This is a genomic window from Aquirufa sp. Wall-65K1, from assembly GCF_054558475.1.
Window position 1 is genome coordinate 353,630 of record NZ_JBPXKD010000002.1, and the last position, 25,329, is coordinate 378,958.

Consider the following 25,329-nt stretch of genomic DNA (forward strand, 5'->3'; position numbering starts at 1 on the left):
ACGCCCCCGATTATTCGGAGGCGTTTGGATTTAAATTTATAAATCAGTCGAATTACCAGATCTTAATTCGATCTTCTGGTTTTTTATACAATTTATCTCCAGGTTTAATGTTAAATGCATTATACCAAGCATCCATATTCACTGGTGCACCAATTGTTCTGTATTGGTTGGGAGAGTGTGGATCAGTTATAATCAGTTGTGCAGCTGTTTCGGGTAGGGTAGTTCCACGCCAAACTTGCGCCCAGGATAAAAAGAATCGCTGATCTGGTGTAAATCCATCAATTTTCTTCTTCGATTTTCCTTGCTCCGTCATTTTGAAGGCTTCATAAGCCATATTTAGCCCACCTAAATCACCAATATTTTCACCCATGGTCAATTTGCCATTGACATGTATGGTATCTAAAATAGTATAGGCATCAAATTGAGCGCCTAAAAGAGCTGTTTTTGCTTTGAACTTATTCAAATCCTCGTCTGTCCACCAATTTCGTAAAGTGCCGTCTTTATCATATTTACTTCCTGAATCATCAAAACCGTGCGACATTTCATGGCCTATAACCGCACCAATACCTCCATAATTTACTGCGTCGTCTGCATTCGGGTCAAAGAATGGGAATTGTAATATACCTGCGGGGAAAACAATCTCATTCATCACCGGACTATAATACGCATTTACGGTAGGAGGGGTCATGCCCCAACGGTTACGATCAACTTTTTTTCCAACTTGACTAACATTTTCTTTAAAGCCCCAAGCGCTGGCATTTCTAAGATTTTGAAAATACTGATCTCCAGAAATTTCTAAACCTTCATAATTTTTCCATTTGTCAGGATAACCAATTTTAGGGGTGAAAGCATGTAATTTATCCAATGCTTTCTGTTTAGTTACATCACTCATCCAATCCAACTTTTGAATTCGGATTTCAAATGCCTTTCTTAGATTCTCAATCAAAACCTTCATACGCTCTTTAGCTTCAGGCTTGAAATATTTTTTAACATACAATTGTCCGAGTAATTCACCAACGGTGCCATCCGTAAGGCTTGACATACGCTGCCAACGGGGTGTTTGTACCTTTTGGCCAGTCAATAATTGACTGAAACTAAAACTTGCTTTTACGAAAGGACTACTCAAATTGGGGGCAGAACCTTTTAAAATAGACCATTGTAAATAAACTTTCCATTGATTAATGGGAGTTTCTTTAACTAGTCGGTTGACCTCTTCAAAAAACTTTGGAGCCGAAACTAGAATAGAGTCTTGTTTAGGAACATTCATTTGAGCAAATAAATCTGTCCAATCGATTTCATTTGTCTTTTGCTGAAATTCATTCCAAGCAAACTTGTTATAGGTTTTATATGGGTCACGCATTTCCACTCTTGACATTTGTGCGTTGGCCAATTGCTTCTCTAAACCAAAAACTATCTCAGCGTTTGCTTTAGCTTGTTCAGATGGATTCCCTACTAATTCAAATAAAGTTTTGATGTAGTTTTTATACACCTCTTGAACTTTAGCACTACGAACATCAGATTTCAGGTAAAAATCACGATCTGGAAGGGTAGTCCCACCTTGGGCCAGTTGAGGTACCATTTTTTCCACATTTTTTCGATCTTGTCCTATTCCAAAACCAAATAATGGAGAACCAATACCTGAAACTCTAAATTGAGCAAGGGCATCTAGCACTTCTTTTTTTGTTGAAATGGCACTTACCTTATCTAAATCCGCTTTAATGGGTGTATAGCCTAATTTTTCTATAATCAGGCTGTCCATGGCCGCCGTATAAAAGTCAGCTACTCGTCTTTCTATACTGCCCAGTGGAAAGCTCTTTTGATTTGACTTTAGGTCCTCTAGTATGGATTTAACAGCATTGATATTAAAATCCCTTAGCTCATTAAAGCTTCCCCACCTAGTTTCTTTAGCAGGGATTGGGTTATTCTTAACCCAAGTACCATTGGCATACTCAGCAAAATCATCACCAGGTTTAACCTTGGTATTCATGTTAGCTTTGTCAATGAATTTGGCTGGGCTTTGAGCTAACAAATGTGCTGAACTCAGCATCATTCCTGATAAAACAATGTATCGGTAAATTGTCTTCATAAGTTGTTTAGTTTGTTTTTAGTTTGTTGATTTTTTTATAAATTCAAGATAAACTCATATAACTTCATCGATGAACAAATTGTTATCATTCTCTTTCATCCTAATTCTTTCAATAGGCTCTACATTGGCTCAACAGCCTATTTTGAAAACCATGAGTCATGAAGCCATGACCTCGCTCAAGCGGGTAGGGGCTCCCAAAATAAGTCCAGATGGTCAATGGGTCATTTATTCCCAACAGGCAGTTTCTTATGAGGCAGAATCCAATACCAGTGACTTGTGGATTGCCTCAACAGATGGAACGCAAGCTCCTAGAAAAATCACCCAAACAAAGGCCGGTGAAGACAATTACTTTTGGCATCCCACGGAGAAGAAAATTTTCTTTACCGCTAAACGTGAAGGAGATGAATCTGCTCAATTATATAGTTTAGATTTTGCGGGCGGAGATGCCCAAAGAGTAAGCAACTTCTCTTTAGGGATTGGAAGTCCACAAATAAGCTCGGATGGAAGTAAAATTTTGTTTTCTTCTCGGGTTTTTCCTGGAGTTTTTAGTGATTCTTTGAATAAAAAACAGTCAGAGGAAAAAAAGAAATTGAAATACAAAGCCAGGGTTTATACTTCTTTCCCCATTCGTTATTGGGATAGCTGGCTAGATGAAAAACAAACCCATGTCTTTTTGTTGGATTTGAAAACCAAAGAGGTTCGTAATTTATTTAGCGAGCTAAGTTTGGTTCAATCCCCAGGATTTCAATTAGGGGCATTTAAATGGTCTCCTGATAACCAATCGGTAGTTTTTATTGCCAGCACCGATTATAATACCACTGCGTATCAATTTTCAACATCTAAGATTTATCAGCTTAATATACAGGGTGGAAAGGAGTCCTTATTAGTAAAGGATTCATGGGATTATTCAAATATCTACTTTTCAAAGGATGGGAAATATGCTTTAGCCACCGGAAGTGTGCATCAGGATAAGATATATCAACTAGACCATTTATTTCGATTCAATTGGCCTGATATGTCAAATAAAACGGAGTTGTTAAGTTCCCTAGATCGTCCCATTAATCAACTAGAAGTATCCACAAAACATTTGATTGCGAGCATTGAGGATCAGGGCGTAGATCGCTTGATTCGAGTGAATTTACAAGATGGGACTTTTCAGCCTGTTTTGGGCGGTCAAAAAGGTTCATTCAATCAGGTTTCCTTATCCCAACAGGAAAATGTTTTTGCATATGCTTACGAGAGTATGGCAAGTCCTTCCGAGGTTTTTGTACATCATGTTGATAAAGAAATAGCCATCTCAAAAGCCAATCAAGCATTCCTTAAAAATTATGATCTGAAAGATGCCGAAGTTTTTTGGACAACAAGTCGAGGAAAGAAAATCAGAAGCTTTTTATTAAAACCAGCCTCCTTTGATCCGAATAAAAAGTATCCTCTTTTCGTATTAATGCACGGTGGCCCAGCCATTTCATTTAAAGATACGTATGGGTATCGATGGAATCCATATATCCTGGCAGGTACCGAGTATGTCATTGTCATGACCGATTATACCGGCTCGGTGGGCTATGGCGAAAAATTTACGCAGGATATCCAGTTTGATCCCTTCAAAGGACCTGGCCAAGAGATATTGGATGCAGCAAATGATGCTATCAAGCGATTTTCCTTTATAGATGGAAGTAGACAAGCCGCCGGAGGAGCAAGTTATGGTGGCCATTTAGCTAATTGGATGCAGGCTACAACCAGTCATTTTAAATGTTTGATTGCACATGCTGGTTTAGTCAATTCTGAAGCGCAATGGGGAACATCTGATGTCATTTGGGGAAGGGAATTGATGAATGGAGGAGCACCTTGGGTACCTACTAAAACTTGGAAGGAACAGAATCCCATGCGATTTGCGGCTAATTTTAAAACGCCTATCCTCTTGACAGTCGGGGAAAATGATTTCCGGGTGCCGATTAATAATACACTTGAAAACTGGAGTATATTGCAGCGACAAAAAGTGCCGAGTAAATTGATTGTTTTTCCAGAAGAAAACCACTGGATTTTAAAGGCTGAAAACTCTCGGTTTCATTATCAAGAAATACGAAATTGGTTAGCTACTTATTTGAAATAAAAACAAAAAGCCCAAGCCATTGATTCAGCTTGGGCTTTTGTTTTGTATATGGAATTCATTAATCAAGCTCAATCATTTTGCCTGTTTTTACTGACTCATCGCAAGCAAATGCAATTTTCAAACTGTTTACGGCATCTGCCACGTGGTCTGTTAAGTCCCAGTTTTGGGTGATGGCATCGTAGAAATACGCTTGCTCTCGATCACATAGACCTTGGTGATCAGGTTCATCCAATAGATTAATCCATTCGTCTTCTTGGGTAAATTCATTTTGAGCATTGATGTCAGCCTTGTGTACCCGAAGTGATTCTGTTTTGGTATGCGATTCTACCGAATCTGATTTTCCTTCTCCTCCCGCCTCCTTAGCCACGATGGAGACAGAGCCTTGAGGTCCAAACACATCTTTGACGAAATAGGCCGTTTGAGAAATCATGGGTCCCCAGCCTGCTTCATACCAACCTACTGAACCATCTTCAAAATGAATTTGCAGCTGGCCATAATTGTAATTACCCGTTGGAATATCGTTGGTTAATCTAGCACCAATAGCCGCTACGCGAACCGGTTTTGAACGAGTCATTTGGCACATCACATCTATATAATGAACCCCACAATCCACAATTGGGCTTAAACTCTTCATCAAATTACGATGGACATCCCACATGTATCCATGACTTTGTTGGTTTAGGTTCATGCGCATAACCAAAGGTTTTCCTAAACCTTTGGCTATATCAATGAATTTAATCCAAGATGGATGATGACGAAGGATATAACCAACCACCAGCTTTTTACCTGTTTGGCGAACTACTTCGGCAACCCTTTCGGCCCCAGCTAATGAATCCGCAATAGGTTTTTCTAAAAAAACATGGCAGCCTGCCTCTAAAGCAGCAATGGAATAAGCCTCGTGTGTATCTGGATAGGTAGAAATACAAACAGCATCCGGTTTAGTGATAGCTAAGGCTTCCAAATAGTCGGAGTATAAATCGTATGCACCGCCTAATTCTTGATTTAATTTTTCTTTGCTGGCTCCCGTAGAAACTAATCCACAAATCTCAAAACCCTCATGCGTATGAAAAGACATGGCATGAGAGGCTCCCATATTTCCACAGCCTACTACTAAAACGCGTAATTTATTTTTTGAACTCATTGCTCTTCCATTTTTTGATAAGTGAAATTAAAAAGAAAGGGGGATAAATAGAAAAGGCCTGTATGCTTTTGTGATTTTCTTACATTTTATTTAAGCGATGACTTGAATTCTGGTCGAACATATTTTATTGTATCAAAATAATACATTAAACTTGTAGCATTAAAACACGAAAATCATGAAAAGAAGACAGTTTATTCAGCAATCAAGCACCCTGTTTGCCTCATCTTTATTTTTATCAAAATCAGGAGCCTTGGATAAGATGCTGACATCCAAGCCTCTAGGCCTTCAATTGTTCACTTTATTCAATGTGATTGATCAAGATGTTCCTGGGAATTTGAAGAAAGTAGCTGATTTAGGAATAAAGGAATTGGAATCTGCCTTTAGTTTTAAGCCTATGTTTTATGGTTATACGGGGAAAGAATTTCGTTCATTGACCAATAATTTAGGATTGAATTGGGTTTCACACCATGTTTTGGGAGCACCCTTCAAACCTCGTCCAGGTTTTGATTCAAGTAAAATGCCCAAATTACTTACCTTGAAAACAGATGCAAGTCAAATTGTTGATAATGCAGCTGAGGCAGGATTGAGCTATTTGGTATGTGCCAATATACCGATAGAGTCTAAATCTGAAGTTTCGGAGTCGGTGGATATATTAGGTAAATCAGCGGAATTAGCCAAGAAAGCGGGCTTAACATTCTGTTATCACAACCACGATGCGGAGTTCAAAGTGATTGATGGCCAAAGGGCTTTTGATGTATTTTCTAGTCAAATCTCAGCTGATTTATTAAAATTTGAATTGGATTTGGGTTGGGCTACCAAAGCTGGAGAGAATATCATTGAATTATTCAAAAAACAGCCAGGTCGTTTCCCTCTTTGTCACATTAAAGACTTTGATACGGATTATAAAAACATTGTTCCGGTAGGACAAGGAATTGTGAACTATGAACCTATCCTTAAAGCTGCTTCCATAGGCGGACTTAAACACTATTTCTTGGAGCATGATATGCCAAAAGATGCATTTGAGAGCATTCGTTTGGGTAAAAGTGCCTTGGATAAAATTTTATAAATACCTAAATATCCCCTAAGAATCCGCCATGATATAAAACTGGTGCACTTGAAAAATAAACTGCCTTTTTCTAATGAAATGTATTTCTTAGACCAAAGGCAGTTTTTTTATTTCTAAGGCAATCTACTGGCACCAGAAATTAATCAAAGATATTGGAATTCAAATGTCGGAATGCTTCCATGGCCCCCATATATTCACACGTTCTTGCCCCAGCTTTGTTAGCATTTAATATAATTTTGGTCCAATCTGCCTGACTTAATTGGCCTAGGTTTTTTACTCGTACTTCATTTAATTGGAATAATACAGCCCCTACAAAGGCATCTCCTGCACCGGTTGTATCTGTGGGTTTAATGGGAATACTGGGAACAATAAAAGTTTCACCGGCTAAGCCTAACAGGGTGCCTTCTTTACCCAATGTAATGGCAAAAACACCCCTGCACCATTGAAGCAACTGCTGGGTAGCTTTTTCTAAGGAATCTGTCTTGGTAATTAGCATGGCTTCTTCATCGCTTAACTTAATAAAGTCGGCCTTTTGAAGGAAAAACAAGGATTGCTCAATAAAACTTTCTTGTTTATCAGAAAATAATAGGTGTCGGTAATTGGGATCAAAACTGATAATTTTCCCTAGTGCCTTGGCCTCTTGAAGTAAATGATAATAGGAGGCTTTCAAGTTTCCATCCAAAAAAGCGGTAGCTGAACCAAAATGAATGATATCTTGCTTATTTAAATCAATCAATTTTATTTCTTCTACCGTCAATTGTGCGTCTGCCCCACGGTTAAAAACAAAGTCCCGCTCTCCATCCAACATAAGCGATACAAAAGCAAATGTGGTAAAATATTGATGGTCTAAATGCACATGCTGGGTATTTACGCCAAAGCTGTTCATGACATCTTGCAATTGCTTTCCAAAGGGATCATTGCCTACTTTGGCACTTAAATAGACTTCTCCACCAAGTGCCGCAATGGCCGCCGCTACATTCGTGGGAGCACCTCCAGGTTTTTTAAGAAAATTTTCTCCAGCCGCTAAAGTGGATCCTTTATCGGTACAAATCATATCAATCAAGGCTTCGCCAATACAGAGTACACTCATAGGGAAATCAGGTTAAGGACTTTCAAAACGAAAAACAATGGAAATGTTTCACTCAATAACAATGACTATGATCGATTGAATAATCTTCCAATGCCAGAACTTGGAAATTGTATCTGTCAAAATCGTCCCAAAGCTTCACTTTTTTTATCGAATGTTAGGTATGCTTATTTAATATTCTTGTGACAAAGGGTGGATCATTAACTCATCGATAACCACGTTCGCAGGCTGATTCATTATAAAATAAATACTGTCTGCCATGTTTTCGCATGTTAACCAAGCTTGATGGCTAGCATCTCCCTGAGGCTCTGGGTGAAACATGGTATCAACCAATCCGGAGTATACGGTGGACACTTTGATTCCGTCTTTTCTCACCTCTTTTCTCAATGCTTCCGTAAAAGCGTGCTGAGCATATTTAGAGGAGCAATAAAGAGATCCACCATCAAACACACGCTTAGCAACGTCCGATGCAATGGAAATGATATGACCTTTTTTGGCAGTTTTCATGCTTGATAATACCGCCTTAGAAAATAGAAATGTTCCTTTTACATTGGTATTGTAAATTTGGTCCCAGTTTTCTACTGTATAACTTTCGGTAGGGCCGAAAACCCCAGAACCGGCATTGTTAATTAGGAAATCAATGCCTTGAAACGTATGCGCTGTTTTTTCTACCGCATAATTTACAAAGCTTTCGTCGGCCACATCGCCCACAAAATATAAAGGCCGGTGACCAATCTCAGCAATGCTTTCTGCAAGATCTTTTAGTTCTCCTTTGCTTCGAGCAATAAGACTTAATTGGAAATTATGTTCTGCCAATAAGAGTGCTAAGGCTTTCCCTATTCCTTTGGAGGCACCCGTGATAATGGCAACAGGAGGTTTTTGTGACATGTTTCTATTTTTTTTCTAAGATAAGGATTTGAAATGATATGCAAATCGCCAAGATTCTTGATTTCGACTTTTTGTTTTGGGCTTATACCGATTGTTGAAATTTATTTGTGAATGTTTTCTTTATTTCAACGAATAGTTACCCGCCACCTTAAATGGATAAGACATTGAAAAGAAAAGATTTTATATGGAAAGCTGGGGCCTCTGTTTTGATGGGACCTGCAGCTATGATAGCTTGTAAATCAGAAGAAACGCTAAGTCCTGCTAGTTCTTCAAATTCTACAAGTAGTTCCAGCTCAAGTTCATCTACCAGTGCATGTAAAGTAGGAGATACTGAAACTGATGGTCCATTTCCCTTGTATAATAAAAGAGACGCTAGTATAACCCATGCGGATATTACGGAAGGGAAAACAGGAATTCCTTTGAATATGACAATTGCCATTAAAAATGTCAACGCTAATTGCGCATTACTTCCTAATGCCAGAGTAGACATTTGGCATTGTGATAAGGATGGATATTATTCTGGATATATAAATTCGGGATATCTCGGAACACAAGATAATACAGCTAAAACATTTTGTAGGGGTATAGCCACCACGGATGCTAATGGAATTGCTAAATTCACAACGATCTACCCAGGTTGGTACCAAGGGCGAGTTACCCATATTCATGCTCAAATTTATGTGAATAATGTGTTAAAACTAACCACGCAAATTGCCTTTCCTGAAGAGATTAATACAGCCGTATATGCTACAGATTTATACAAAATACATGGACAAAATTCCACTAAAAACACAACGGATTTAATCATAAAGGATTCTTTGTCAAATGAATTAGCCAGTGTAAGTTCCAATTCATCGGGTGGATATGATCTGAATCATACCATTTTTATAGCCGTATAATTTAGCAAATCTAAAAATGAGAGGCTCCGGCCTCTTTTTTATGTTCAAAGCTTTTTGTTTGTAATATTTTTGTTTTAACTTGAATTATTCCAACACAAAATTAAAGCTATGAAAAAGGTCAATGACATTTTATCGCAAAGAAAAAGGGACACGATTTCCGTAGGTCCTGATACGCATGTAATTGAAGCATTGAAAATAATGCAAGACCAAAACATTGGTTCCGTAGTTGTGATGGATGGAAACCAGTATTTGGGCATAATGACTGAAAGGGATTATGCACGTAAGGTAATTCTGTTGGGTAAAAGCTCCATTGACGCATCTGTCAAGGAGATTATGTCGACCGATTTACCTCATATTAACCGGGAAACCACCTTGGAAATGTGTATGATTATCGTTTCCGAAAAAAATATTCGTTACCTACCCGTATTGGAAGCCGGACATTTTATTGGAATCATTTCGGTGAATGATTTGATTACAGCCACAATTCAAGACCATTTGGATACGATTGAGCATCTAAAAAATTATATTCAGATGTAAAACTTGGATGTGTGGAGATAAAGCAAGTCGCCTTTTTGATTAATCCTTTTTGTTCCCCAAAAACAAAAGCTTATGCACATTGGGTAGAGGATCAAGTTAATTTGAAAGCTCAAAATTCGATTACATTAACTTTGTTTTTCCAAGATTGGCCTGCTCAATTAGCTGGTTTTGATCAAGTATGGGTGCTTGGGGGCGATGGTACCTATAACTATTTCGCGAATGCCTATTCGGATTGTCAAATTCCCATAGCTTTTTTTAAAGGAGGTACAGGCAATGATTTTTACTGGAAGTTATATGGCGATATTTCCAAAGAGCAGCATTTAGAGGTCATTTTAGGTGCACATATTCAATCCGTGGATGCGGGTACCTGCAATGAACAATTATTTCTAAATGGTGTGGGGATGGGCTTGGAAGGGGAAGTGCTGGAATCGATGAATACCATTCGGGCAATAGGCGGTTTGATAGGTTATTTTTTAGCTGCTATACCCCAGTTGTTTCTTTTTAAATCATTTCATGTTCGGATGAATTTAGATCATGAATGGATAGAGAAACAAGTATTTTTATGCATGGTTTTTAATTCCTCCCGAGCGGGTGGAGGCTTTCATTTTGTACCCAATGCCTCGATCTGGGATAATCAACTGGATGTCTTACTTTGTGAGCCCTTATCCATTTTTAAACGAATTTGGTATCTGCCAAAGATCCAAAAAGGAAAACACGAGGGTATTTCATTTTTACGCTTTGAGAAAGCTAAACAAATTTTCATTTTCGCTGATCGTAAATTAAAAGCCCAAATCGATGGGGAATTAATCATATCAGATCAGTTTGAGTTTCGGATCTTGGCAAATCATTTTCAAGTTATTGTTCCTTGATTTTTATCCCAGATTGCTGAACTCCTTGCTAAATCGTAATATTGCGATGTGATTTATTTTTTACCCATGTTTACAGCCTTAGAAACAACCATTCAAGCAATCCGACAAAGACCTATATCGCAGGAGAGGAAAGAGCAGATTGCTGTTTTAGTGGCATATTTGAGAGATTGCCTAGATCAAGGTAAGCCATTGCGATTAAATTTCATTTGTACCCATAATTCCAGGAGGAGTCAATTTTCACAGATATGGGCTCAAACGGCTGCTGATTATTTTGGTATTCCTTTACAAGCCTATTCTGGCGGCGTGGAGGAAACGGCATTCAATGAACGAGCAGTGGCTTCATTGCAACGATTTGGATTCCAGGTACATCAACAAGGACAAGTGAATCCCGTTTATTTTGTTTTTCATTCAGAGGATAGCCAGCCCATGATGGCATTTTCCAAAATCTTTGACAATCCCATCAATCCCCATCAGCAATTTGCGGCGGTGATGACCTGCTCGCATGCGGATGAAAATTGCCCTTTTATCCCAGGGGCTACAGCTCGCATTCCATTGAGGTATGAAGACCCGAAGCATTATGATGATAGCCCAGACGAAGCTTATCAATACGACGAGCGTTCTGCGCAAATAGCATCTGAATTGTTTTATGCTTTGGAATGTATTAGCTAGTGTGGTCCCTAAAAATGACCCACTTACCCTTTACTTTTTTAAGAAGTAGGGTAAAATGACCACCCACATCACCCAATTTCGGCCTTGATAAATGCCATTTTCCAATTACCCAAGCGGTTTTCGAGGCAGTCACATCCACTTCTAAAATATCAAAGGTTAGTTGGCCCATGGCTTCTTGATTGGGATAGCTTTTATGATATCGAGCTAAGGTGGCATCCCAGCCCTGAGTAATGCCATTTTTCCCAATGAATTTTAAATCTTCTGAGTGATTATAATAGGCCATAAAGCCCGGAATATCTCCTTGGTTCCAAAGTTTATTTTGTGTAGCTAAAACTTCACGGATAGCTTGTTCATCCGTTTTGGATTGAGCAAAACTGCTAAATGAAAGTAAAAGTAGAATAAGTATTCGGCCCATTAGCTTGATTGTTTTTTTTTTGAAAATTAGGAATTTTTAGGAGAATTATGCTTGATTTCTTAGGCTATTTCGGCCTTTGTCTACAAATAGTGCGGGTTGGTAGCAAAAGCACCCTTCCATTTTTTTCATTCGACTTATTGTATCATTTTTGTAAAATGAACAACCTTACATATATGAAACACTTTACTACTGTCAAGTTAGTCCGCCTTTTAATGCTCTCTTGCGTTTCTCTTTGGTCAATCCAAGGAAATGCTCAGGCTCCAGATGAAAACCGATTTGTTAAGTCTGTCTTAACGGAAAAATTAGATGAACCCATGGAAATGGTTTTTTTACCTGATGGTCGAATCTTGTTTGTGGAAAGAAAAGGAGATGTAAAACAATTTAATCCTAGTACCAAGGAAACTAAGGTAATTGGTCATATTATCGTCAATACCAAATACAAGAATCGTGTGGGCGTGGTACGTGAAGCGGAAGAAGGATTAATGGGCATTGCAGTTGATCCAAATTTTAAGGTAAATCATTGGTTGTATTTATACTATGCTCATCCAACTGAAAGCAAGCACATTTTAGCACGTGTGGAATTAAAGGGTGAGGAATTATTGATAGACCAACAAAAAGTAATTTTAGAGGTACCTACCCAGCGTGAAGAGTGCTGCCACACAGGTGGAGGTATGGCTTTTGATAAATCAGGAAATTTATTCTTGACAGTGGGTAATAATACAAGTAATAGTAATTCAGATGGTTATGCGCCAATCGATGAGCGTCAAGGTCAAGCCTATTGGGATGATCAGCGTGGAGCGGCTAATACCAACAACTTATTGGGTAAAATTTTACGAATTCACCCAGAAAAAGATGGGACATATACGATTCCAAAAGGAAATTTATTTCCAGTAGGAACGCCTAAGACTCGCCCAGAAATTTATACCATGGGACATCGTAACCCTTGGAGAGTTAGTGTAGATTCAAAAACAGGATATATTTATTGGGGTGAAGTTGGTCCAGATGCTTCAGTGGATTCTGAAAAAGGGCCACGTGGTTATGATGAATTTAACCAAGCTAAAGGCCCAGGATTTTTTGGTTGGCCTTATTTTATTGGGGATAATAAAGCCTATGCTGACTATAATTTCGAAAATTCTACAGTAGGGCCTCGTTTTAATCCAGCTAAGCCTTTGAACGAATCTCCTAATAACGATGGTTTAAAGGAATTACCTGCAGCACAGAAAGCCTTTATTTGGTATCCATATGGTACATCTGAGGAATTTCCTTTAGTAGGTGCTTCTGGTAGAAGTGCTACCGGTGGTCCAGTTTATCATCGTTCAGATTTTCCTACTACGGCAAAACGCGCATTTCCTTCATATTATGAAGGCAAATGGTTAATTGTTGAGTTCATGCGTGGCTGGATTATGTCAGTTACTTTAGATGAAAATGGAAACTACAAGTCCATGGAGCGTTTCTTGCCAAACCAAAGTTTTGGTAGTGCCATTGATATGAAATTTAGTCCAGATGGCGATTTATATGTATTAGAATATGGTTCTGCTTGGTTCAGAGGAAATGATAATGCTCGATTGGTGAAGATTGAATACCAAGGTGGAAATAGAAAACCATCAGTAGAGGTTAGTGCTGGTAAATTAAGCGGTGCATTACCTTTCAAAACGAAGTTATCTGCTGAAGGTACCAAAGATTATGATGGAGACAAGCTTACTTATACTTGGACAGTTAAAAAACAAGGTAAGTTAGTTAAGACTCTAGCTGGAGAATCACCAGAATTAGCTTTAAATCAGGCTGGTAAGTATCAAGTGACATTAAAAGCAACGGATCCCAAAGGCTTGAGCAATACGGCTTCTTTAGAAGTTCAAGTGGGAAATGAGTCTCCTAATATAGATATCGTTGTTCCGAATGGTAACAAATCATTCTATTTCCCTGGGAAAAAATTAGCTTATCAAGTTCAAGTTGAAGATAAAGAAGATGGTGTTTTAGGCAAAGGCATTGCTCCTGAATCAGTGGCCGCAACGATAGACTATATTGCTTCGGGCTATGATCCTATTGAGATGTCTCAAAGTCACCGTAAGGCAGATAGTGATTTATTTGCTTCTGCAGGTTTGAAATTAATTAACCAAAGTGACTGTAAGTCATGCCACCTTCCTAACGTTCGTTCAGTAGGACCTAGCTACCAAGAAGTGGCAGCTAAATACAAAGGACAAAACGTGGTTGAGCAATTATCTGCTAAAGTGATTTCTGGAGGAATGGGGGTTTGGGGAGAACATGCCATGAGCGCTCACCCACAGATTTCTAAAGCAGATGCTAAATCAATGGTTAATTACATCCTTAGTTTAGGAGACAAGAAGGCAGATAATAATATTCCTTTGGCTGGTGAAATTGATGCGGTAGTTCCAAAGGAGCAGGTGGGTACTAAAGGAGTATTTGTTGTACGTGCTACTTACTTAGATAAGGGAAATAATAAAATTGCTCCGGCTCAATCAGAGAAATGGTTATTATTACGTCATCCTGCATTAGATCCTGAAAAGGCAGATTTACGTTTTGGTATTCAGCAATTAATCACTCCAGCCCGTGCTACCAACATGGTTGGGCAAAATCCTTACATTGCTTACAAGCAATTGGATTTGACGGGTATTAAATCCATGGATGTAAGTGCATCTGCGCAAGCACGTACCAATGCATCTGGTGGTGTGATTGAAATTCGTTTAGATTCTCCAACGGGTACTTTAATTGGAAAAACTACTCTAATTGCTGTCTCACAAGCCACTGGATTTGGACCTCCTCCAGCAGCTGCCAATCCACAGCAAAAAGGTGCTCCATTAGGTACTCCAACTACAGCCCCTGCACCAGGAGCGGGTGCTCCTGCTGGACAAGGTGGTGGACAAAGAAGAATGGGAGGCCCTGCTCCAATCAAAGTAGATATCCAACCAGTCTCTGGAACACACGATGTCTATTTTGTGGCAGTAAATCCTCAAACAGCTCCACAACAAATTGTGGTTCAGATCTCTGGAATAGAAGTGAAGCAATAAGCTCACAATAAATACCACTTAAAGGAGTTTTCTATACGTTAACAGCGCAAGAAAACTCCTTTTTTATGAGTTTATGCGTAGATTTGTCGGCACTTTGTCTTTATTCTTTGTGTAATTATCCGATTATGAAAAAATACATCTTGACTTGGGGAGTGATTATTTTTTGCATCTTTCCTAGCTTAGCTCAAAAAAACATTACAGCCGCTTCTGATGCAAATGCCCCCTTGCATGCCCTTCAACCGGATTACCCTACACCATATATTATTCCTAATGAAGCTCAAATCAAAGCAACCGTAGATAAGGTTTATACCTATTTAGAAAAGGCCACACCTGCTAACTTAATACACAAAGCATCCGGTGAGGCTTGGAATCCATACCAGATTTATTCTGATCAATTAACTTTTGCCAAAGGGGACTTTAGGCCTGTTTCGTATGAATTCGGAGTGACTTACAGTGGTATGCTAGCTTTGGAAAAGGTAAGTGGAGATGCTAAGTTCAAGGAATACGTATTTAAGCGTTTGAGATTTATTTTAGAAACATTACCCAAGGCTTATCAATATACACAGCAAAATCCTGCCAAATCACATGTGTTGAGTGGCTTAATTAATCCCAAAGCTTTGGATGATATTGGAGCCATGTCCATGGCATTTCTGAAAGCTAAACGTGCTGGTTTTGACGGTGATGACTCCTTAATTACGCAAAAAGCATTGAATTTTATTTTGAAGGAAGAACATCGTTTGCCTGATAAAACCTTAGCTCGTATGCGCCCATTACCTAATACCATTTGGTTGGATGATTTGTATATGGCGATACCGGCTTTACTTCAATTTGGAAAAGATTCCGTCAATGTAAAATGCTTTAACGAAGCTGTTTTTCAGTTTGAATCGTATCAAAAAAGAATGTTCAATCCTAACTTAGGTATGTTTATGCATGGCTATTTAGAAGGAGCAGAGGAGCACCCTGAATTTCACTGGGCTAGGGCCAATGGTTGGGCTTTATTAACAAACGCTGAATTGTTGGAACACTTACCGGCCAATCATCCGGCTCGTCCAGCTTTATTAATTCAATTGAAAAAGCATTTGAAGGGCCTATTAGCTCATCAAGATGGGACTGGTTTTTGGCATCAATTATTAGATCGTCCTGATTCATATTTAGAAACTTCAGCAACAGCTATTTATACCTATGTCATAGCAAAAGGAATCAACCAGGGTTGGTTAGATCCAAGAACCTATGGCCCAGCTGCTATTTTAGGATGGCAGGCCGTTAGTTCAAAAGTGAATGCTCAAGGTCAAGTAGATGGTACTTGTGTTGGTACTGGACTGGCTTGGGATCCTGCCTTTTATTTCAATCGTCCTATATCTCCTTTTGCAGCGCATGGATATGGCCCTTTATTGTTAGCCGGAGCAGCCATGTGGGAAATGATGAAAAATCATCCTTTTGAAATCAAAGATTCAGCGATTCATTTGCGGTAGATCTGATGCATGCATGACAATCTGATGCTTGCCTGAAAATCTGATGCATGCATCAGATATACCCCAGCAGTTTTTTTCCTAGGTCGCTTAACTCTGCCACAGCTTGTGTTTTTTCTTTTTCTCTCGGATCGCCAGGAAAGGCATAACCTTCTGGGGCAATTTTATTTTTCCAAGAGTTGATCCTCCAATCTAGTAACAGGTGATTACTAGGTTCGGCGGGCATCATAGAAATGTATTGTGCTACTCGAACTTTATCTTGGGTTAAATTAGGTCTAATACCATGTGCCAACAAACTGTTGAAAATAAGTAAATCCCCTGATTCCATTTTCACTTTGGTCATTTGAAAGCCAGAAGTATCTGGTTTAAAACGGTCTCTATTTTCAGGTTGGCTTAATTTCCAAGTATCATAGGTGCGGTATAGTTCAGGAATACATTGAAAACCTCCCATGTCTTCATCGGTTTGGTCTACTAAAGCTAAGACCCCTTGTACGTTAACTGGTTTAGTTTCTGGATCATAATCCCAATGAATGAAACCTTTAAATGGTTTATCTGGCTGAACTGGAAAATTGAGATTGCATCGATCTATGGTAACCCACAAATCTTCCGTTCCCCAAACGTCCACAAATGCATCATAAACACGTTGGCTTTGTCGATTGGCCCACAATAAGGGATGATTATACATTTCCACCATCCCGGATCCAATCAATTCCTTCATTTGCATGTCTGCCCTTGGTGGAGTATACCAGGTACTTTTATCATTTGGGTCTTTTTCCTCAAACTCCCAAATAGCCTGGGCTGTCTGTGCTGCTTGTTCTTTTGAAATGGCATTTTTGACTACGATATATCCTTCTCTTTTCCAGAAATCAAATTCTTCTTGGCTTAAAGCGCGCAAGGGCTTACCTGATTTTCCATCATTCAATTGACTAATGCTGCTTTTGGCTAGGGAAGGATTTCCAGGAATGTCCAAATGGGCATTCATAGTGGCCATGGATTGGGTGCTTTGGGAATTTGTTTTCATGCTTTGGTTTGCTTTTGTTGTGGCAAGTTAGTTAGATGAATTTCCTGATTTTTAAATGGAATTAACCAATTTTATAACAATATTGATATTTATTGAGTAGTATAGTATTTAATATATCAATTTTGATAAAATGAAAGTGCAATTCGAGGCGGTTCAAATCAAGGAGGAAAGTTCATTTAGAATTTTACAGACTCCTCATCTTCAGGATTTTTACTTATGGCATTCTCATCCTGAATATGAATTACTTTATATAGAGGCAGAATCGGGGCCAAGAAGGGTAGGGAGTCATGTGAGTCAATATCAACAAAGTGATTTGGTATTTATTGGTCCTCATGTGCCTCATTTAAATTTCGATTATGGACTAAAAGTGCCTTATCGGAAAATAGTGGTGCAAATGAAGGAAGACTTTTTAGGAAGGACTTGGTCAGAGGTGCCAGAATTACACGCCATTAAAACATTGTTTGAAATGGCAAAAACGGGGATTGTTTTTGAGGGGGACAAGAAAGAAGCATTGGGTCAACGCTTGATGGCTTTGCCAGATAAATCGCATTTTGATCAGTTCATGGAGATTTTATCCGTTTTTCAGGTATTGGCAAAAGAAATGCGTTGGGTTTATTTGAATGAAACTGCGACCTGGGAAAACCCCACGCAGCGAGACCAACAACGCTGGAGATTGGTTAAAGATTGGGTTGAAAGTCATTATATGAGGCCCATTTCATTGCAGGAAATTTCTGAGCAATGCCATTTATCAAAGGAAGCATTTTGTCGGTATTTTAAAACAAAAACCCAGTTGAGTTTTACGAATTACCTCAATCAGTATCGAATCACTCAGGCAAAAAAAATGTTAGTTAAAGATCTTAGCATCGGAGATATTGCCTTTGCTTGTGGTTTTGATTCCTTATCTTACTTTACTAAAATATTTAAAAGGACTATTGGAGTAAGTCCGAATATGTATAGGAAGATGATGTTTAAGAAGATTAATTGATTTCAGATTTCATTTTTAAAATCAAATTGACCTTTTATTTCCTGAATATATTCAGGGATTGTGATATGAAGGATGTAATCCATGGCTAAGGTTTCATCTTGTAGTTGATCTAGTTTTTCATCCAATAATCTTGAATTGAATTCCATGAACTCATCAAATATTTTCCCAGGTGGGTCTTGTTTGTTTATTTTTAATGTTTCACTAAACCATGAATAGAGGCATTTGAAGAGTTCTTTTGTTTCATTCTTATGAGCCTTGGTGTCAAACCCACTAATGTCTGACAATGCAGGCATGTATTCGTATTTTTCCGCTTCCAAAATCAAAAATTGCTTTGTTTCGAATGTTTTTTTTCCCGAATACCTGAGACCATAATCAATACCAAGTTCAAATGGCATATTCATTCGAGCAAATTCATTTATCGCTCTAGATTTTACTTTTGAAATATCATGAATACTGTATTGGCACTGTTTGATGATTTCAGTAATTTTTAAAATTCTTGATTGACCTGAATCAAAAAATTCAAGAGAAATCCTTGGATTAAATCCATTTTTAAGAATGATAAATAAAGTTGGTTTTAAAAGATTATCAATAAATTCAGCGTCAAACGGACAATTGATAAATATATTCTTTTCATAACCCATACCTATAAATGGGTTTTATAGGAGATTTTTTTCTCTACAATGCCATTTATTTTATGGACATAAAAATCATTTTTTTCAGATTTACTTAATTCTTGGCCAAACTGAATTGCTTTTTCTCGGCTATCGAAATTTCTGACGGCTTTGGATGATCCTAATTTTTTAACTGACCAAGCTCCCGAAAGAGTAGGAACTACATGATTTGGTTTTTTAGTCATATGCTTATCCATTTGAGTCTTAAAATTGCACGTTTTATTTTAATATAAACTTGCGTTAAATCAATAATTGAATCATTATCAAATAATTGATGAGATTCCAACCACCATGTTTTACAACATGTATTTTAGGCTTAAAGAGTAATTTTATCTATAATTAGGCTTTTGAAAGTAAAATAGAGAAATAGATGTTTGATTTAAGTGGAAAGCTTGCATTGGTAACGGGATGCAAAAGAGGTATAGGAAAGGCTATGGCCATCGGCTTAGCTGAGGCTGGTGCGGACATCATTGGTGTTTCAGCCAATTTGGAATTGCAGGGCTCGGAAATAGAGAAAGAAGTGCTTGCTTTAGGTCGTAAATTTAAAGCCTATCAAGCTGATTTTTCTAACCGTGAGTCTTTGTATCAACTTATAAAAAATGTCAGTTTCGACTTCCCAAGAATCGATATTTTAGTTAATAATGCGGGGACTATTTTACGTGATCCTGCTGCCGAACATTCCGATGAATATTGGGATGAAGTATTGGAAGTCAACTTAAGCTCCCAGTTTATTTTAAGTCGAGAAATTGGTCGAATCATGCTGAAACAAGGTTCCGGAAAAATCATTTTTACTGCTTCTTTATTAAGTTTTCAGGGAGGCATCAATGTGCCAGGTTATGCCGCAAGTAAAGGAGGTATAGCCCGTTTGACCATGGCCTTAGCTAACGAGTGGGCCTCCAAAGGTATTAATGTGAATGCCATTGCTCCGGGCTATATTGCCACTGACAATACTGCTGCTCTTAGGGACGATCCTGACCGTAGCACTTCCATCCTTAGTCGAATTCCCGCGGGAAGATGGGGGAGCCCTGATGATTTCAAAGGCCCCTTGGTATTCTTGGCCTCCGAAGCATCAAACTATGTTCATGGAACTATTTTGACAGTAGACGGAGGATGGATGGGAAGATAACATTATATTGTATTTGCTAAATTGTCTTATTCAATTTTAACTCCTTGAAACAAATTACAAACCTATGAGATATGTCTATTTAATTTTGTGTTTCATCAGTACTGGGCTCATGGCTCAGAAAATTGATGTAAACAAACAGTTTGCCTTGGCTGGTCAACAGTACCAACGTATGTTGGCCGATCACCCAGATACGAGTACTACGGTTCATTCAGCCCGTCCGGATGGAACCTATCGAAATATGCCATCCAGCTGGTGGTGTTCTGGTTTCTTTCCAGGAAGCCTTTGGTTTTTATATGAAAAAACGAAAGATCCTCAATGGGAGAAAGCGGCTAGGTTATGGACGGCAGCTGTTAAAAAGGAGCAATTCAATAAAGGAACACATGATTTAGGTTTTATGATGTTTGATTCCTTTGGAAATCAATTACGTTTGACCAAGGATCCTCAGGCCAAGCAGGTTTTGATTCAATCAGCTAAATCCTTGGCAACTCGTTTCGACCCTAAAGTTGGACTGATAAAATCATGGAATAGCTTTAAAGGTGGATTTAAATACCCCGTTATCATTGATAATATGATGAACCTGGAATTGCTTTTTTGGGCTTCACGCGAAACAGGCGATAAGCGATTTCATGACATAGCCATTACCCATGCTGAAAACACAATCAAGCATCATTTCCGACCGGATTACTCCAGCTATCACGTGATTTTATATGATGAAGAGGGAAAGGTACTAGCCAAGAAGCAACATCAAGGTTACCAAGATGAATCTACATGGACCCGTGGACATGCTTGGGCGATTTACGGATTTACCACCATGTACCGAGAGACGAAGAATAAGAAGTACTTGGAATTTGCTCAAAATATTGCAGATTACTATTTGAACCATCCCAATTTACCTGCAGATAAAATTCCATATTGGGATTTCTATGCACCTAATATTCCCAACGAGGAACGAGATGCCTCAGCAGGAGCCATTACAGCTTCGGCATTGTTCGAGTTGAGTACCTATGCTGGTGCCAAGGGTAAACGGTATTTCCAAGATGCTGTCACCATGTTAAGCGCCTTATCTAGCCCGGCTTATAGGGCGGCTTTGGGAGAGAATAATAATTTCTTAATTAAACATTGTGTAGGGGCTAAGTCTCTTAATTCTGAGATAGATGTGCCATTGGTGTATGCCGACTATTATTTTTTAGAAAGTCTTTTACGTTATGAAGCCTTGACTAAAAAAGGTAGAAAATAAACAGCTTGAAGCGAAATCTAGGGAATCCAATGTAAGAATTGGATTCCCTTTTTATTGAAAGTCATTCAGACTTGGTTTTTGTTAGCAATTCTCCCCAAAACACTATTAAGCAATCGCATTAAGATTAGTCAGTTTTTGTTTTAATTCGTACCTTTGTGGCTTCATTTATTTCCAAGCCCCATGTCGATTAAAAAAATTCAATCAGCCTTAATTTCTGTTTATTACAAAGATGGTTTAGCACCGATCATTCAAAAGCTTCATGAAGAAGGAGTGACCTTATATTCAACCGGAGGAACTCAATCCTTTATTGAAGATTTGGGAATTCCCGTGATTGCGGTGGAGGATTTAACCGGATATCCATCCATATTTGGAGGACGTGTGAAAACTTTACACCCTAAGGTTTTTGGAGGTATTTTATACCGTCGTGATAATGCTTCTGATGTGGAAGTAGCTAAACAATACGAGATTCCTGCTTTGGATTTGGTCATGGTGGATTTATATCCATTTGAAGAAACGGTAGCTTCAGGAGCTTCTGATGAAGATATTATTGAGAAAATTGATATTGGAGGAATCTCCTTAATCCGTGGTGCGTCGAAAAATTTTGCCGATGTGTTAATTGTGTCATCAAGAGATCAATATGCTGAGGTTTCTTCCATTTTTGAAGTGAATGGAGCAGGCACTACCTTGGAACAAAGAAGAAGTTTTGCTCAAAAGGCATTTGCTGTTTCCTCCCATTATGATGGTGCCATTCAGCGTTATTTCGCTGGAGAATCTGCTGACTTAGCCAATTATACTACTTTGCCCTCCCATTCCTTGCGTTATGGAGAAAACCCTCACCAGCAAGGTAAATTTTATGGAGATTTAGCGGCTTTGTTTGACAAATTGCATGGTAAAGAATTGTCATACAATAACTTAGTTGACGTAGACGCTTGTTTATCTTTATTAGATGAATTTGAAGAAACAGCCTTTGTTATCATCAAACATATGAATGCTTGTGGCGTGGCAACAGGTAATTCGGTCAAAGAGGCTTATGATAAAGCCTTGGCATGCGATCCGGTATCGGCATTTGGTGGTGTTTTAGCGACTAACCAAGAAGTAGATAAGGCTGCTGCTGAATCCATCAATCCATTGTTTTGTGAAATACTAATTGCTCCATCGTTTACAGAAGAGGCTTTGGCCATATTAAAAACAAAAAAGAATCGAATTCTTTTAAAAAGAAATCAAGTTGAGTTTCCCAAGGTAATGTTTAAGACCCTGTTGAATGGGGTATTGGAACAAGATAAAGATTTAGTGATGGAAGGGGTAGCTGATTTTAAAACGGTTACCACGGTAGCGCCAACGGAGGAGCAAAAAAGAGCTTTGGCTTTTGCCTTGAAAATCTGTAAGCATACCAAATCCAATACCATTGTTTTAGCAAAAGAAGGGCAATTATTGGCCTCTGGAGTGGGTCAAACCTCTCGTGTGGATGCTTTGAAGCAGGCCATAGAAAAAGCCAAAGAATTTGGTTTTGATTTACAGGGTTCGGTGATGGCATCTGATGCTTTTTTCCCATTCCCAGACTGTGTGGAGATTGCTAGTAAAGCAGGTGTGGTGGCTGTTACTCAGCCAGGAGGATCTATCAAGGATCAAGATTCCATTGATTTCTGTAATGCTCATCAAATGGCGATGGTCATGACGGGAATTCGTCATTTCAAACACTAATATCATGTGGATTTTTTCCCTGAAGTATTGCTAGTTTTTCAGGGAAAAAATCCTTATTTTTAAAAAATTAATTCAAGAATTTTTAGAGGACTGTCCTATGGAAATAGGGAGTTCTTCATTTAACCCTTTTACACATCATTATGTCAGAAGCACAAGATTCGGCGGCTCAAGATAGAGCAAATTACGGTGCAGATAATATCCAAGTTTTAGAAGGTTTAGAGGCGGTTCGTAAGCGTCCTTCCATGTACATCGGTGATACCGGATTTAAAGGTCTTCATCACTTGATTTGGGAGGTTGTAGATAACTCCATTGATGAGGCTTTGGCAGGTCATTGTGATTTAATCAAGGTTACGATCAATACAGATAATTCCATCTTGGTAGAAGATAATGGTCGGGGTATTCCTACAGGCATGCACACTAAGGAGAAACGCTCTGCTTTGGAGGTGGTTATGACGGTGTTGCACGCTGGAGGAAAGTTTGATAAGGATACCTACAAAGTTTCTGGTGGTCTCCACGGAGTTGGTGTATCCTGTGTTAATGCTTTGTCTACGGATTTAAAAGTAACAGTTCAAAGAGAGGGAAAGATTTTCCAACAAGAATACAAGATAGGAGTTCCTCAGTATCCAGTAAAGGAAGTGGGAACAACGGACAAAACAGGTACATCTGTATTGTTTAAGCCGGATGCAAGTATTTTTACCGTTACTGAATACAAATATGAAACCGTAGCTGGCCGCTTACGTGAATTGTCCTTTTTAAATGCTGGAATTCGGGTATTTTTAACGGATTTACGTGAATTAGATGAAAATGGCGAGCCAAAATCTGAGGAATTTTTCTCAGAAGGCGGTTTGCGTGAATTTGTGACTTATTTAGATGCTACGCGTGAGCCATTATTTGCTGAGCCTATCTACATGGAAGGTGATAAAAATGGTGTTCCGGTTCAAGTAGCCATGTTATACAATACGTCTTATTCTGAAAATGTGGTTTCATATGTGAACAACATTAATACGATTGAAGGCGGTACTCACGTTGCTGGTTTTAGAGGAGCTTTAACACGCACCTTGAAAAACTATGCCGATAAATCGGGCGCATTAGAAAAGCTTAAGATAGATATTGCCGGAGACGATTTTAGGGAAGGACTAACAGCTGTTATTTCGGTGAAGGTTGCAGAGCCTCAGTTTGAGGGTCAAACAAAAACAAAACTGGGTAATGGAGAGGTGTCTGGTGCTGTTTCTGCAGCCATGTCAGATATGTTGGAATCTTGGTTGGAGGAGCATCCTAAAGAGGCTCGCCAGATTGTAGCCAAGGTGATTTTGGCAGCTCAAGCAAGGCATGCAGCTCGCAAAGCTCGTGAAATGGTTCAAAGAAAAACCGTGCTTGGTTCAAACTCTTTGCCTGGTAAATTAGCTGACTGCTCGGACTCGGATCCTGAGATTTGTGAGTTATACTTGGTCGAGGGAGACTCCGCGGGTGGAACCGCCAAGCAAGGGCGTAATCGTGCTTTCCAAGCTATTTTACCTTTACGTGGAAAGATTTTGAACGTAGAAAAAGCCCAAGAATACCGTATTTATGAGAATGAGGAAATCAAAAACATGATGACCGCTCTTGGGGTATTTTTTGGTAAAGATGGGGATGAGAAAGCCCTGAATATTGATAAATTACGTTACCACAAAATCATCATTATGACGGATGCCGACGTGGACGGAAGCCACATCAGGACTTTGATTTTGACATTCTTCTTCCGTTACATGCGTCCATTGGTGGATAATGGTTATATCTACATTGCTCAACCTCCTTTATACCAAGTGAAAAAAGGACAAAATGTACGTTACGTCTGGACTGAAAATCAACGTGATCAAGCAGTACAAGAATTAGCTGGTGGAGGTAAAGAAGATAATGTCGGAGTTCAACGTTATAAAGGTTTAGGAGAGATGAATGCGGAACAATTGTGGGAAACTACCATGAACCCAGAATCTAGAACCTTAAAGCAAGTAACCATTGATTCAGCGATTGAAGCAGATTTATTGTTCTCCATGTTGATGGGCGATGAAGTAGCTCCACGTAGAGATTTTATTGAAAAGAATGCTAAATACGCCAAAGTCGACGTTTAGGTTATGAAGTTTGATTTTAAGTCTTACCATGTCAGAGCCATTAATGCGGCAGACGAAACTGAGAAGAAAGCCATCAACCAAGAATTAAAGGACTTTTATGCCAGTTTGGACGAGGAGGAAAAGAAAGTTTTTAATGCCGAGCTTCAACGATACCTGCTTCATGAGGTAGGTAGATTAGGCTCAGATTATGAAGCAATTAAGCAATCAAATGCCTAAAT

22 protein-coding genes are annotated in these 25,329 nt (G+C 38.8%); 14 read left to right on the plus strand and 8 right to left on the minus strand.

The features are described from left to right. Positions 1-52: 52 nt before the first annotated feature. The gene (locus ACST15_RS04790; protein WP_459453526.1) at positions 53-2,086 is read right to left on the minus strand and encodes a M13 family metallopeptidase; all 2,034 of its coding nucleotides are present in this window, start codon (positions 2,084-2,086) and stop codon (positions 53-55) included. A gap of 70 nt (positions 2,087-2,156) precedes the next feature. Here ACST15_RS04790 and ACST15_RS04795 point away from each other — a divergent pair, with 70 nt between their 5' ends. Beyond that, on the plus strand, positions 2,157-4,196 hold the full coding sequence (locus ACST15_RS04795; RefSeq protein ID WP_459453527.1) for a S9 family peptidase: 2,040 nt from the start codon (positions 2,157-2,159) through the stop codon (positions 4,194-4,196). Between the two features lie 58 nt (positions 4,197-4,254). On the opposite strand, the gene ACST15_RS04800 is transcribed toward ACST15_RS04795, so the two are convergent. After that, on the minus strand, positions 4,255-5,337 hold the full coding sequence (locus ACST15_RS04800; protein ID WP_459453528.1) for a Gfo/Idh/MocA family protein: 1,083 nt from the start codon (positions 5,335-5,337) through the stop codon (positions 4,255-4,257). Between the two features lie 175 nt (positions 5,338-5,512). Between ACST15_RS04800 and ACST15_RS04805 the strand changes: the two genes are divergently transcribed. Next, entirely contained in the window at positions 5,513-6,403 is an 891-nt protein-coding gene (locus ACST15_RS04805; protein WP_459453529.1) for a sugar phosphate isomerase/epimerase family protein, read from the plus strand. Between the two features lie 139 nt (positions 6,404-6,542). Here ACST15_RS04805 and ACST15_RS04810 read toward each other — a convergent pair whose 3' ends face one another. After that, the gene (locus tag ACST15_RS04810; protein WP_459453530.1) at positions 6,543-7,493 is read right to left on the minus strand and encodes a carbohydrate kinase family protein; all 951 of its coding nucleotides are present in this window, start codon (positions 7,491-7,493) and stop codon (positions 6,543-6,545) included. A gap of 168 nt (positions 7,494-7,661) precedes the next feature. Continuing rightward, on the minus strand, positions 7,662-8,378 hold the full coding sequence (locus ACST15_RS04815; protein ID WP_459453532.1) for an SDR family oxidoreductase: 717 nt from the start codon (positions 8,376-8,378) through the stop codon (positions 7,662-7,664). Between the two features lie 164 nt (positions 8,379-8,542). Here ACST15_RS04815 and ACST15_RS04820 point away from each other — a divergent pair, with 164 nt between their 5' ends. From ACST15_RS04820 to ACST15_RS04835, 4 genes are all read left to right on the plus strand, one after another. Beyond that, positions 8,543-9,277, plus strand: coding sequence for a dioxygenase family protein (locus tag ACST15_RS04820; RefSeq protein ID WP_459453533.1), 735 nt, complete (start codon positions 8,543-8,545; stop codon positions 9,275-9,277). A gap of 108 nt (positions 9,278-9,385) precedes the next feature. Next, positions 9,386-9,814 (plus strand): CBS domain-containing protein, encoded by a 429-nt coding sequence (locus tag ACST15_RS04825; RefSeq protein WP_459453535.1) that lies wholly within the window; start codon positions 9,386-9,388, stop codon positions 9,812-9,814. A gap of 11 nt (positions 9,815-9,825) precedes the next feature. Next, entirely contained in the window at positions 9,826-10,683 is an 858-nt protein-coding gene (locus tag ACST15_RS04830) for a diacylglycerol/lipid kinase family protein (protein ID WP_459453536.1), read from the plus strand. A 66-nt stretch (positions 10,684-10,749) separates the two neighbouring features. After that, complete coding sequence (locus ACST15_RS04835; RefSeq protein WP_459453537.1) at positions 10,750-11,352, plus strand: low molecular weight phosphatase family protein; 603 nt, start codon at positions 10,750-10,752, stop codon at positions 11,350-11,352. Here ACST15_RS04835 and ACST15_RS04840 read toward each other — a convergent pair. Continuing rightward, positions 11,345-11,767 carry a YybH family protein gene (locus ACST15_RS04840; protein WP_459453538.1) on the minus strand — a complete coding sequence of 141 codons (423 nt, stop codon included), beginning with the start codon at positions 11,765-11,767 and terminating at the stop codon, positions 11,345-11,347. The genes ACST15_RS04835 and ACST15_RS04840 overlap by 8 nt on opposite strands. Positions 11,768-11,940: 173 nt before the next feature. On the opposite strand from ACST15_RS04840, the gene ACST15_RS04845 reads away from it, so the two are divergent. Both ACST15_RS04845 and ACST15_RS04850 read left to right on the plus strand, forming a co-directional pair. Then, complete coding sequence (locus ACST15_RS04845) at positions 11,941-14,793, plus strand: PQQ-dependent sugar dehydrogenase (RefSeq protein WP_459453539.1); 2,853 nt, start codon at positions 11,941-11,943, stop codon at positions 14,791-14,793. 125 nt (positions 14,794-14,918) lie between these two features. Then, positions 14,919-16,265 carry a glycoside hydrolase family 88/105 protein gene (locus ACST15_RS04850; protein ID WP_459453540.1) on the plus strand — a complete coding sequence of 449 codons (1,347 nt, stop codon included), beginning with the start codon at positions 14,919-14,921 and terminating at the stop codon, positions 16,263-16,265. A gap of 52 nt (positions 16,266-16,317) precedes the next feature. Here the strand turns inward: ACST15_RS04850 and ACST15_RS04855 are convergent, their stop codons facing one another. Further along, positions 16,318-17,283 carry a phytanoyl-CoA dioxygenase family protein gene (locus ACST15_RS04855; RefSeq protein WP_459453542.1) on the minus strand — a complete coding sequence of 322 codons (966 nt, stop codon included), beginning with the start codon at positions 17,281-17,283 and terminating at the stop codon, positions 16,318-16,320. Positions 17,284-17,413: 130 nt separating this feature from the next. On the opposite strand from ACST15_RS04855, the gene ACST15_RS04860 reads away from it, so the two are divergent. Beyond that, positions 17,414-18,268, plus strand: a complete 855-nt coding sequence (locus tag ACST15_RS04860) for a helix-turn-helix transcriptional regulator (RefSeq protein ID WP_459453543.1) — start codon at positions 17,414-17,416, stop codon at positions 18,266-18,268. 2 nt (positions 18,269-18,270) lie between these two features. On the opposite strand, the gene ACST15_RS04865 is transcribed toward ACST15_RS04860, so the two are convergent. Together ACST15_RS04865 and ACST15_RS04870 are read right to left on the minus strand one after the other, a co-directional pair. After that, positions 18,271-18,909, minus strand: coding sequence for a hypothetical protein (locus tag ACST15_RS04865; RefSeq protein ID WP_459453544.1), 639 nt, complete (start codon positions 18,907-18,909; stop codon positions 18,271-18,273). Positions 18,910-18,911: 2 nt separating this feature from the next. Continuing rightward, complete coding sequence (locus tag ACST15_RS04870; RefSeq protein ID WP_459453546.1) at positions 18,912-19,124, minus strand: DUF2188 domain-containing protein; 213 nt, start codon at positions 19,122-19,124, stop codon at positions 18,912-18,914. A gap of 185 nt (positions 19,125-19,309) precedes the next feature. On the opposite strand from ACST15_RS04870, the gene kduD reads away from it, so the two are divergent. The 5 genes from kduD to ACST15_RS04895 all read left to right on the plus strand — a co-directional run bounded on the left by kduD (position 19,310) and on the right by ACST15_RS04895 (position 25,327). After that, positions 19,310-20,065 carry a 2-dehydro-3-deoxy-D-gluconate 5-dehydrogenase KduD gene (gene kduD / locus ACST15_RS04875; RefSeq protein WP_459453547.1) on the plus strand — a complete coding sequence of 252 codons (756 nt, stop codon included), beginning with the start codon at positions 19,310-19,312 and terminating at the stop codon, positions 20,063-20,065. 109 nt (positions 20,066-20,174) lie between these two features. Continuing rightward, positions 20,175-21,302: a glycoside hydrolase family 88 protein gene (locus ACST15_RS04880; protein WP_459453548.1), complete on the plus strand. Its 1,128-nt coding sequence runs from the start codon at positions 20,175-20,177 to the stop codon at positions 21,300-21,302. 180 nt (positions 21,303-21,482) lie between these two features. Further along, positions 21,483-23,003, plus strand: a complete 1,521-nt coding sequence (gene purH / locus ACST15_RS04885) for a bifunctional phosphoribosylaminoimidazolecarboxamide formyltransferase/IMP cyclohydrolase (protein ID WP_459453550.1) — start codon at positions 21,483-21,485, stop codon at positions 23,001-23,003. A gap of 140 nt (positions 23,004-23,143) precedes the next feature. After that, entirely contained in the window at positions 23,144-25,111 is a 1,968-nt protein-coding gene (gene gyrB, locus ACST15_RS04890) for a DNA topoisomerase (ATP-hydrolyzing) subunit B (protein ID WP_459453551.1), read from the plus strand. Positions 25,112-25,114: 3 nt separating this feature from the next. Next, a complete protein-coding gene (locus ACST15_RS04895) occupies positions 25,115-25,327 on the plus strand; it encodes a hypothetical protein (RefSeq protein ID WP_459453552.1) in 213 nt (70 codons plus the stop codon). Positions 25,328-25,329: the final 2 nt, after the last annotated feature.

Excerpts from the sequence above, each read along its gene's own strand:
- ACST15_RS04790 (WP_459453526.1), bottom strand. The coding sequence starts at position 2,086 with ATGAAGACAATTTACCGATACATTGTTTTATCAGGAATGATGCTGAGT.
- ACST15_RS04795 (WP_459453527.1), top strand. The coding sequence starts at position 2,157 with ATGAACAAATTGTTATCATTCTCTTTCATCCTAATTCTTTCAATAGGC.
- ACST15_RS04800 (WP_459453528.1), bottom strand. The coding sequence starts at position 5,337 with ATGAGTTCAAAAAATAAATTACGCGTTTTAGTAGTAGGCTGTGGAAAT.
- ACST15_RS04805 (WP_459453529.1), top strand. The coding sequence starts at position 5,513 with ATGAAAAGAAGACAGTTTATTCAGCAATCAAGCACCCTGTTTGCCTCA.
- ACST15_RS04810 (WP_459453530.1), bottom strand. The coding sequence starts at position 7,493 with ATGAGTGTACTCTGTATTGGCGAAGCCTTGATTGATATGATTTGTACC.
- ACST15_RS04815 (WP_459453532.1), bottom strand. The coding sequence starts at position 8,378 with ATGTCACAAAAACCTCCTGTTGCCATTATCACGGGTGCCTCCAAAGGA.
- ACST15_RS04825 (WP_459453535.1), top strand. The coding sequence starts at position 9,386 with ATGAAAAAGGTCAATGACATTTTATCGCAAAGAAAAAGGGACACGATT.
- ACST15_RS04835 (WP_459453537.1), top strand. The coding sequence starts at position 10,750 with ATGTTTACAGCCTTAGAAACAACCATTCAAGCAATCCGACAAAGACCT.
- ACST15_RS04840 (WP_459453538.1), bottom strand. The coding sequence starts at position 11,767 with ATGGGCCGAATACTTATTCTACTTTTACTTTCATTTAGCAGTTTTGCT.
- ACST15_RS04845 (WP_459453539.1), top strand. The coding sequence starts at position 11,941 with ATGAAACACTTTACTACTGTCAAGTTAGTCCGCCTTTTAATGCTCTCT.
- ACST15_RS04850 (WP_459453540.1), top strand. The coding sequence starts at position 14,919 with ATGAAAAAATACATCTTGACTTGGGGAGTGATTATTTTTTGCATCTTT.
- ACST15_RS04855 (WP_459453542.1), bottom strand. The coding sequence starts at position 17,283 with ATGAAAACAAATTCCCAAAGCACCCAATCCATGGCCACTATGAATGCC.
- ACST15_RS04860 (WP_459453543.1), top strand. The coding sequence starts at position 17,414 with ATGAAAGTGCAATTCGAGGCGGTTCAAATCAAGGAGGAAAGTTCATTT.
- ACST15_RS04865 (WP_459453544.1), bottom strand. The coding sequence starts at position 18,909 with ATGGGTTATGAAAAGAATATATTTATCAATTGTCCGTTTGACGCTGAA.
- ACST15_RS04870 (WP_459453546.1), bottom strand. The coding sequence starts at position 19,124 with ATGACTAAAAAACCAAATCATGTAGTTCCTACTCTTTCGGGAGCTTGG.
- kduD (WP_459453547.1), top strand. The coding sequence starts at position 19,310 with ATGTTTGATTTAAGTGGAAAGCTTGCATTGGTAACGGGATGCAAAAGA.
- ACST15_RS04880 (WP_459453548.1), top strand. The coding sequence starts at position 20,175 with ATGGCTCAGAAAATTGATGTAAACAAACAGTTTGCCTTGGCTGGTCAA.
- purH (WP_459453550.1), top strand. The coding sequence starts at position 21,483 with ATGTCGATTAAAAAAATTCAATCAGCCTTAATTTCTGTTTATTACAAA.
- gyrB (WP_459453551.1), top strand. The coding sequence starts at position 23,144 with ATGTCAGAAGCACAAGATTCGGCGGCTCAAGATAGAGCAAATTACGGT.
- ACST15_RS04895 (WP_459453552.1), top strand. The coding sequence starts at position 25,115 with ATGAAGTTTGATTTTAAGTCTTACCATGTCAGAGCCATTAATGCGGCA.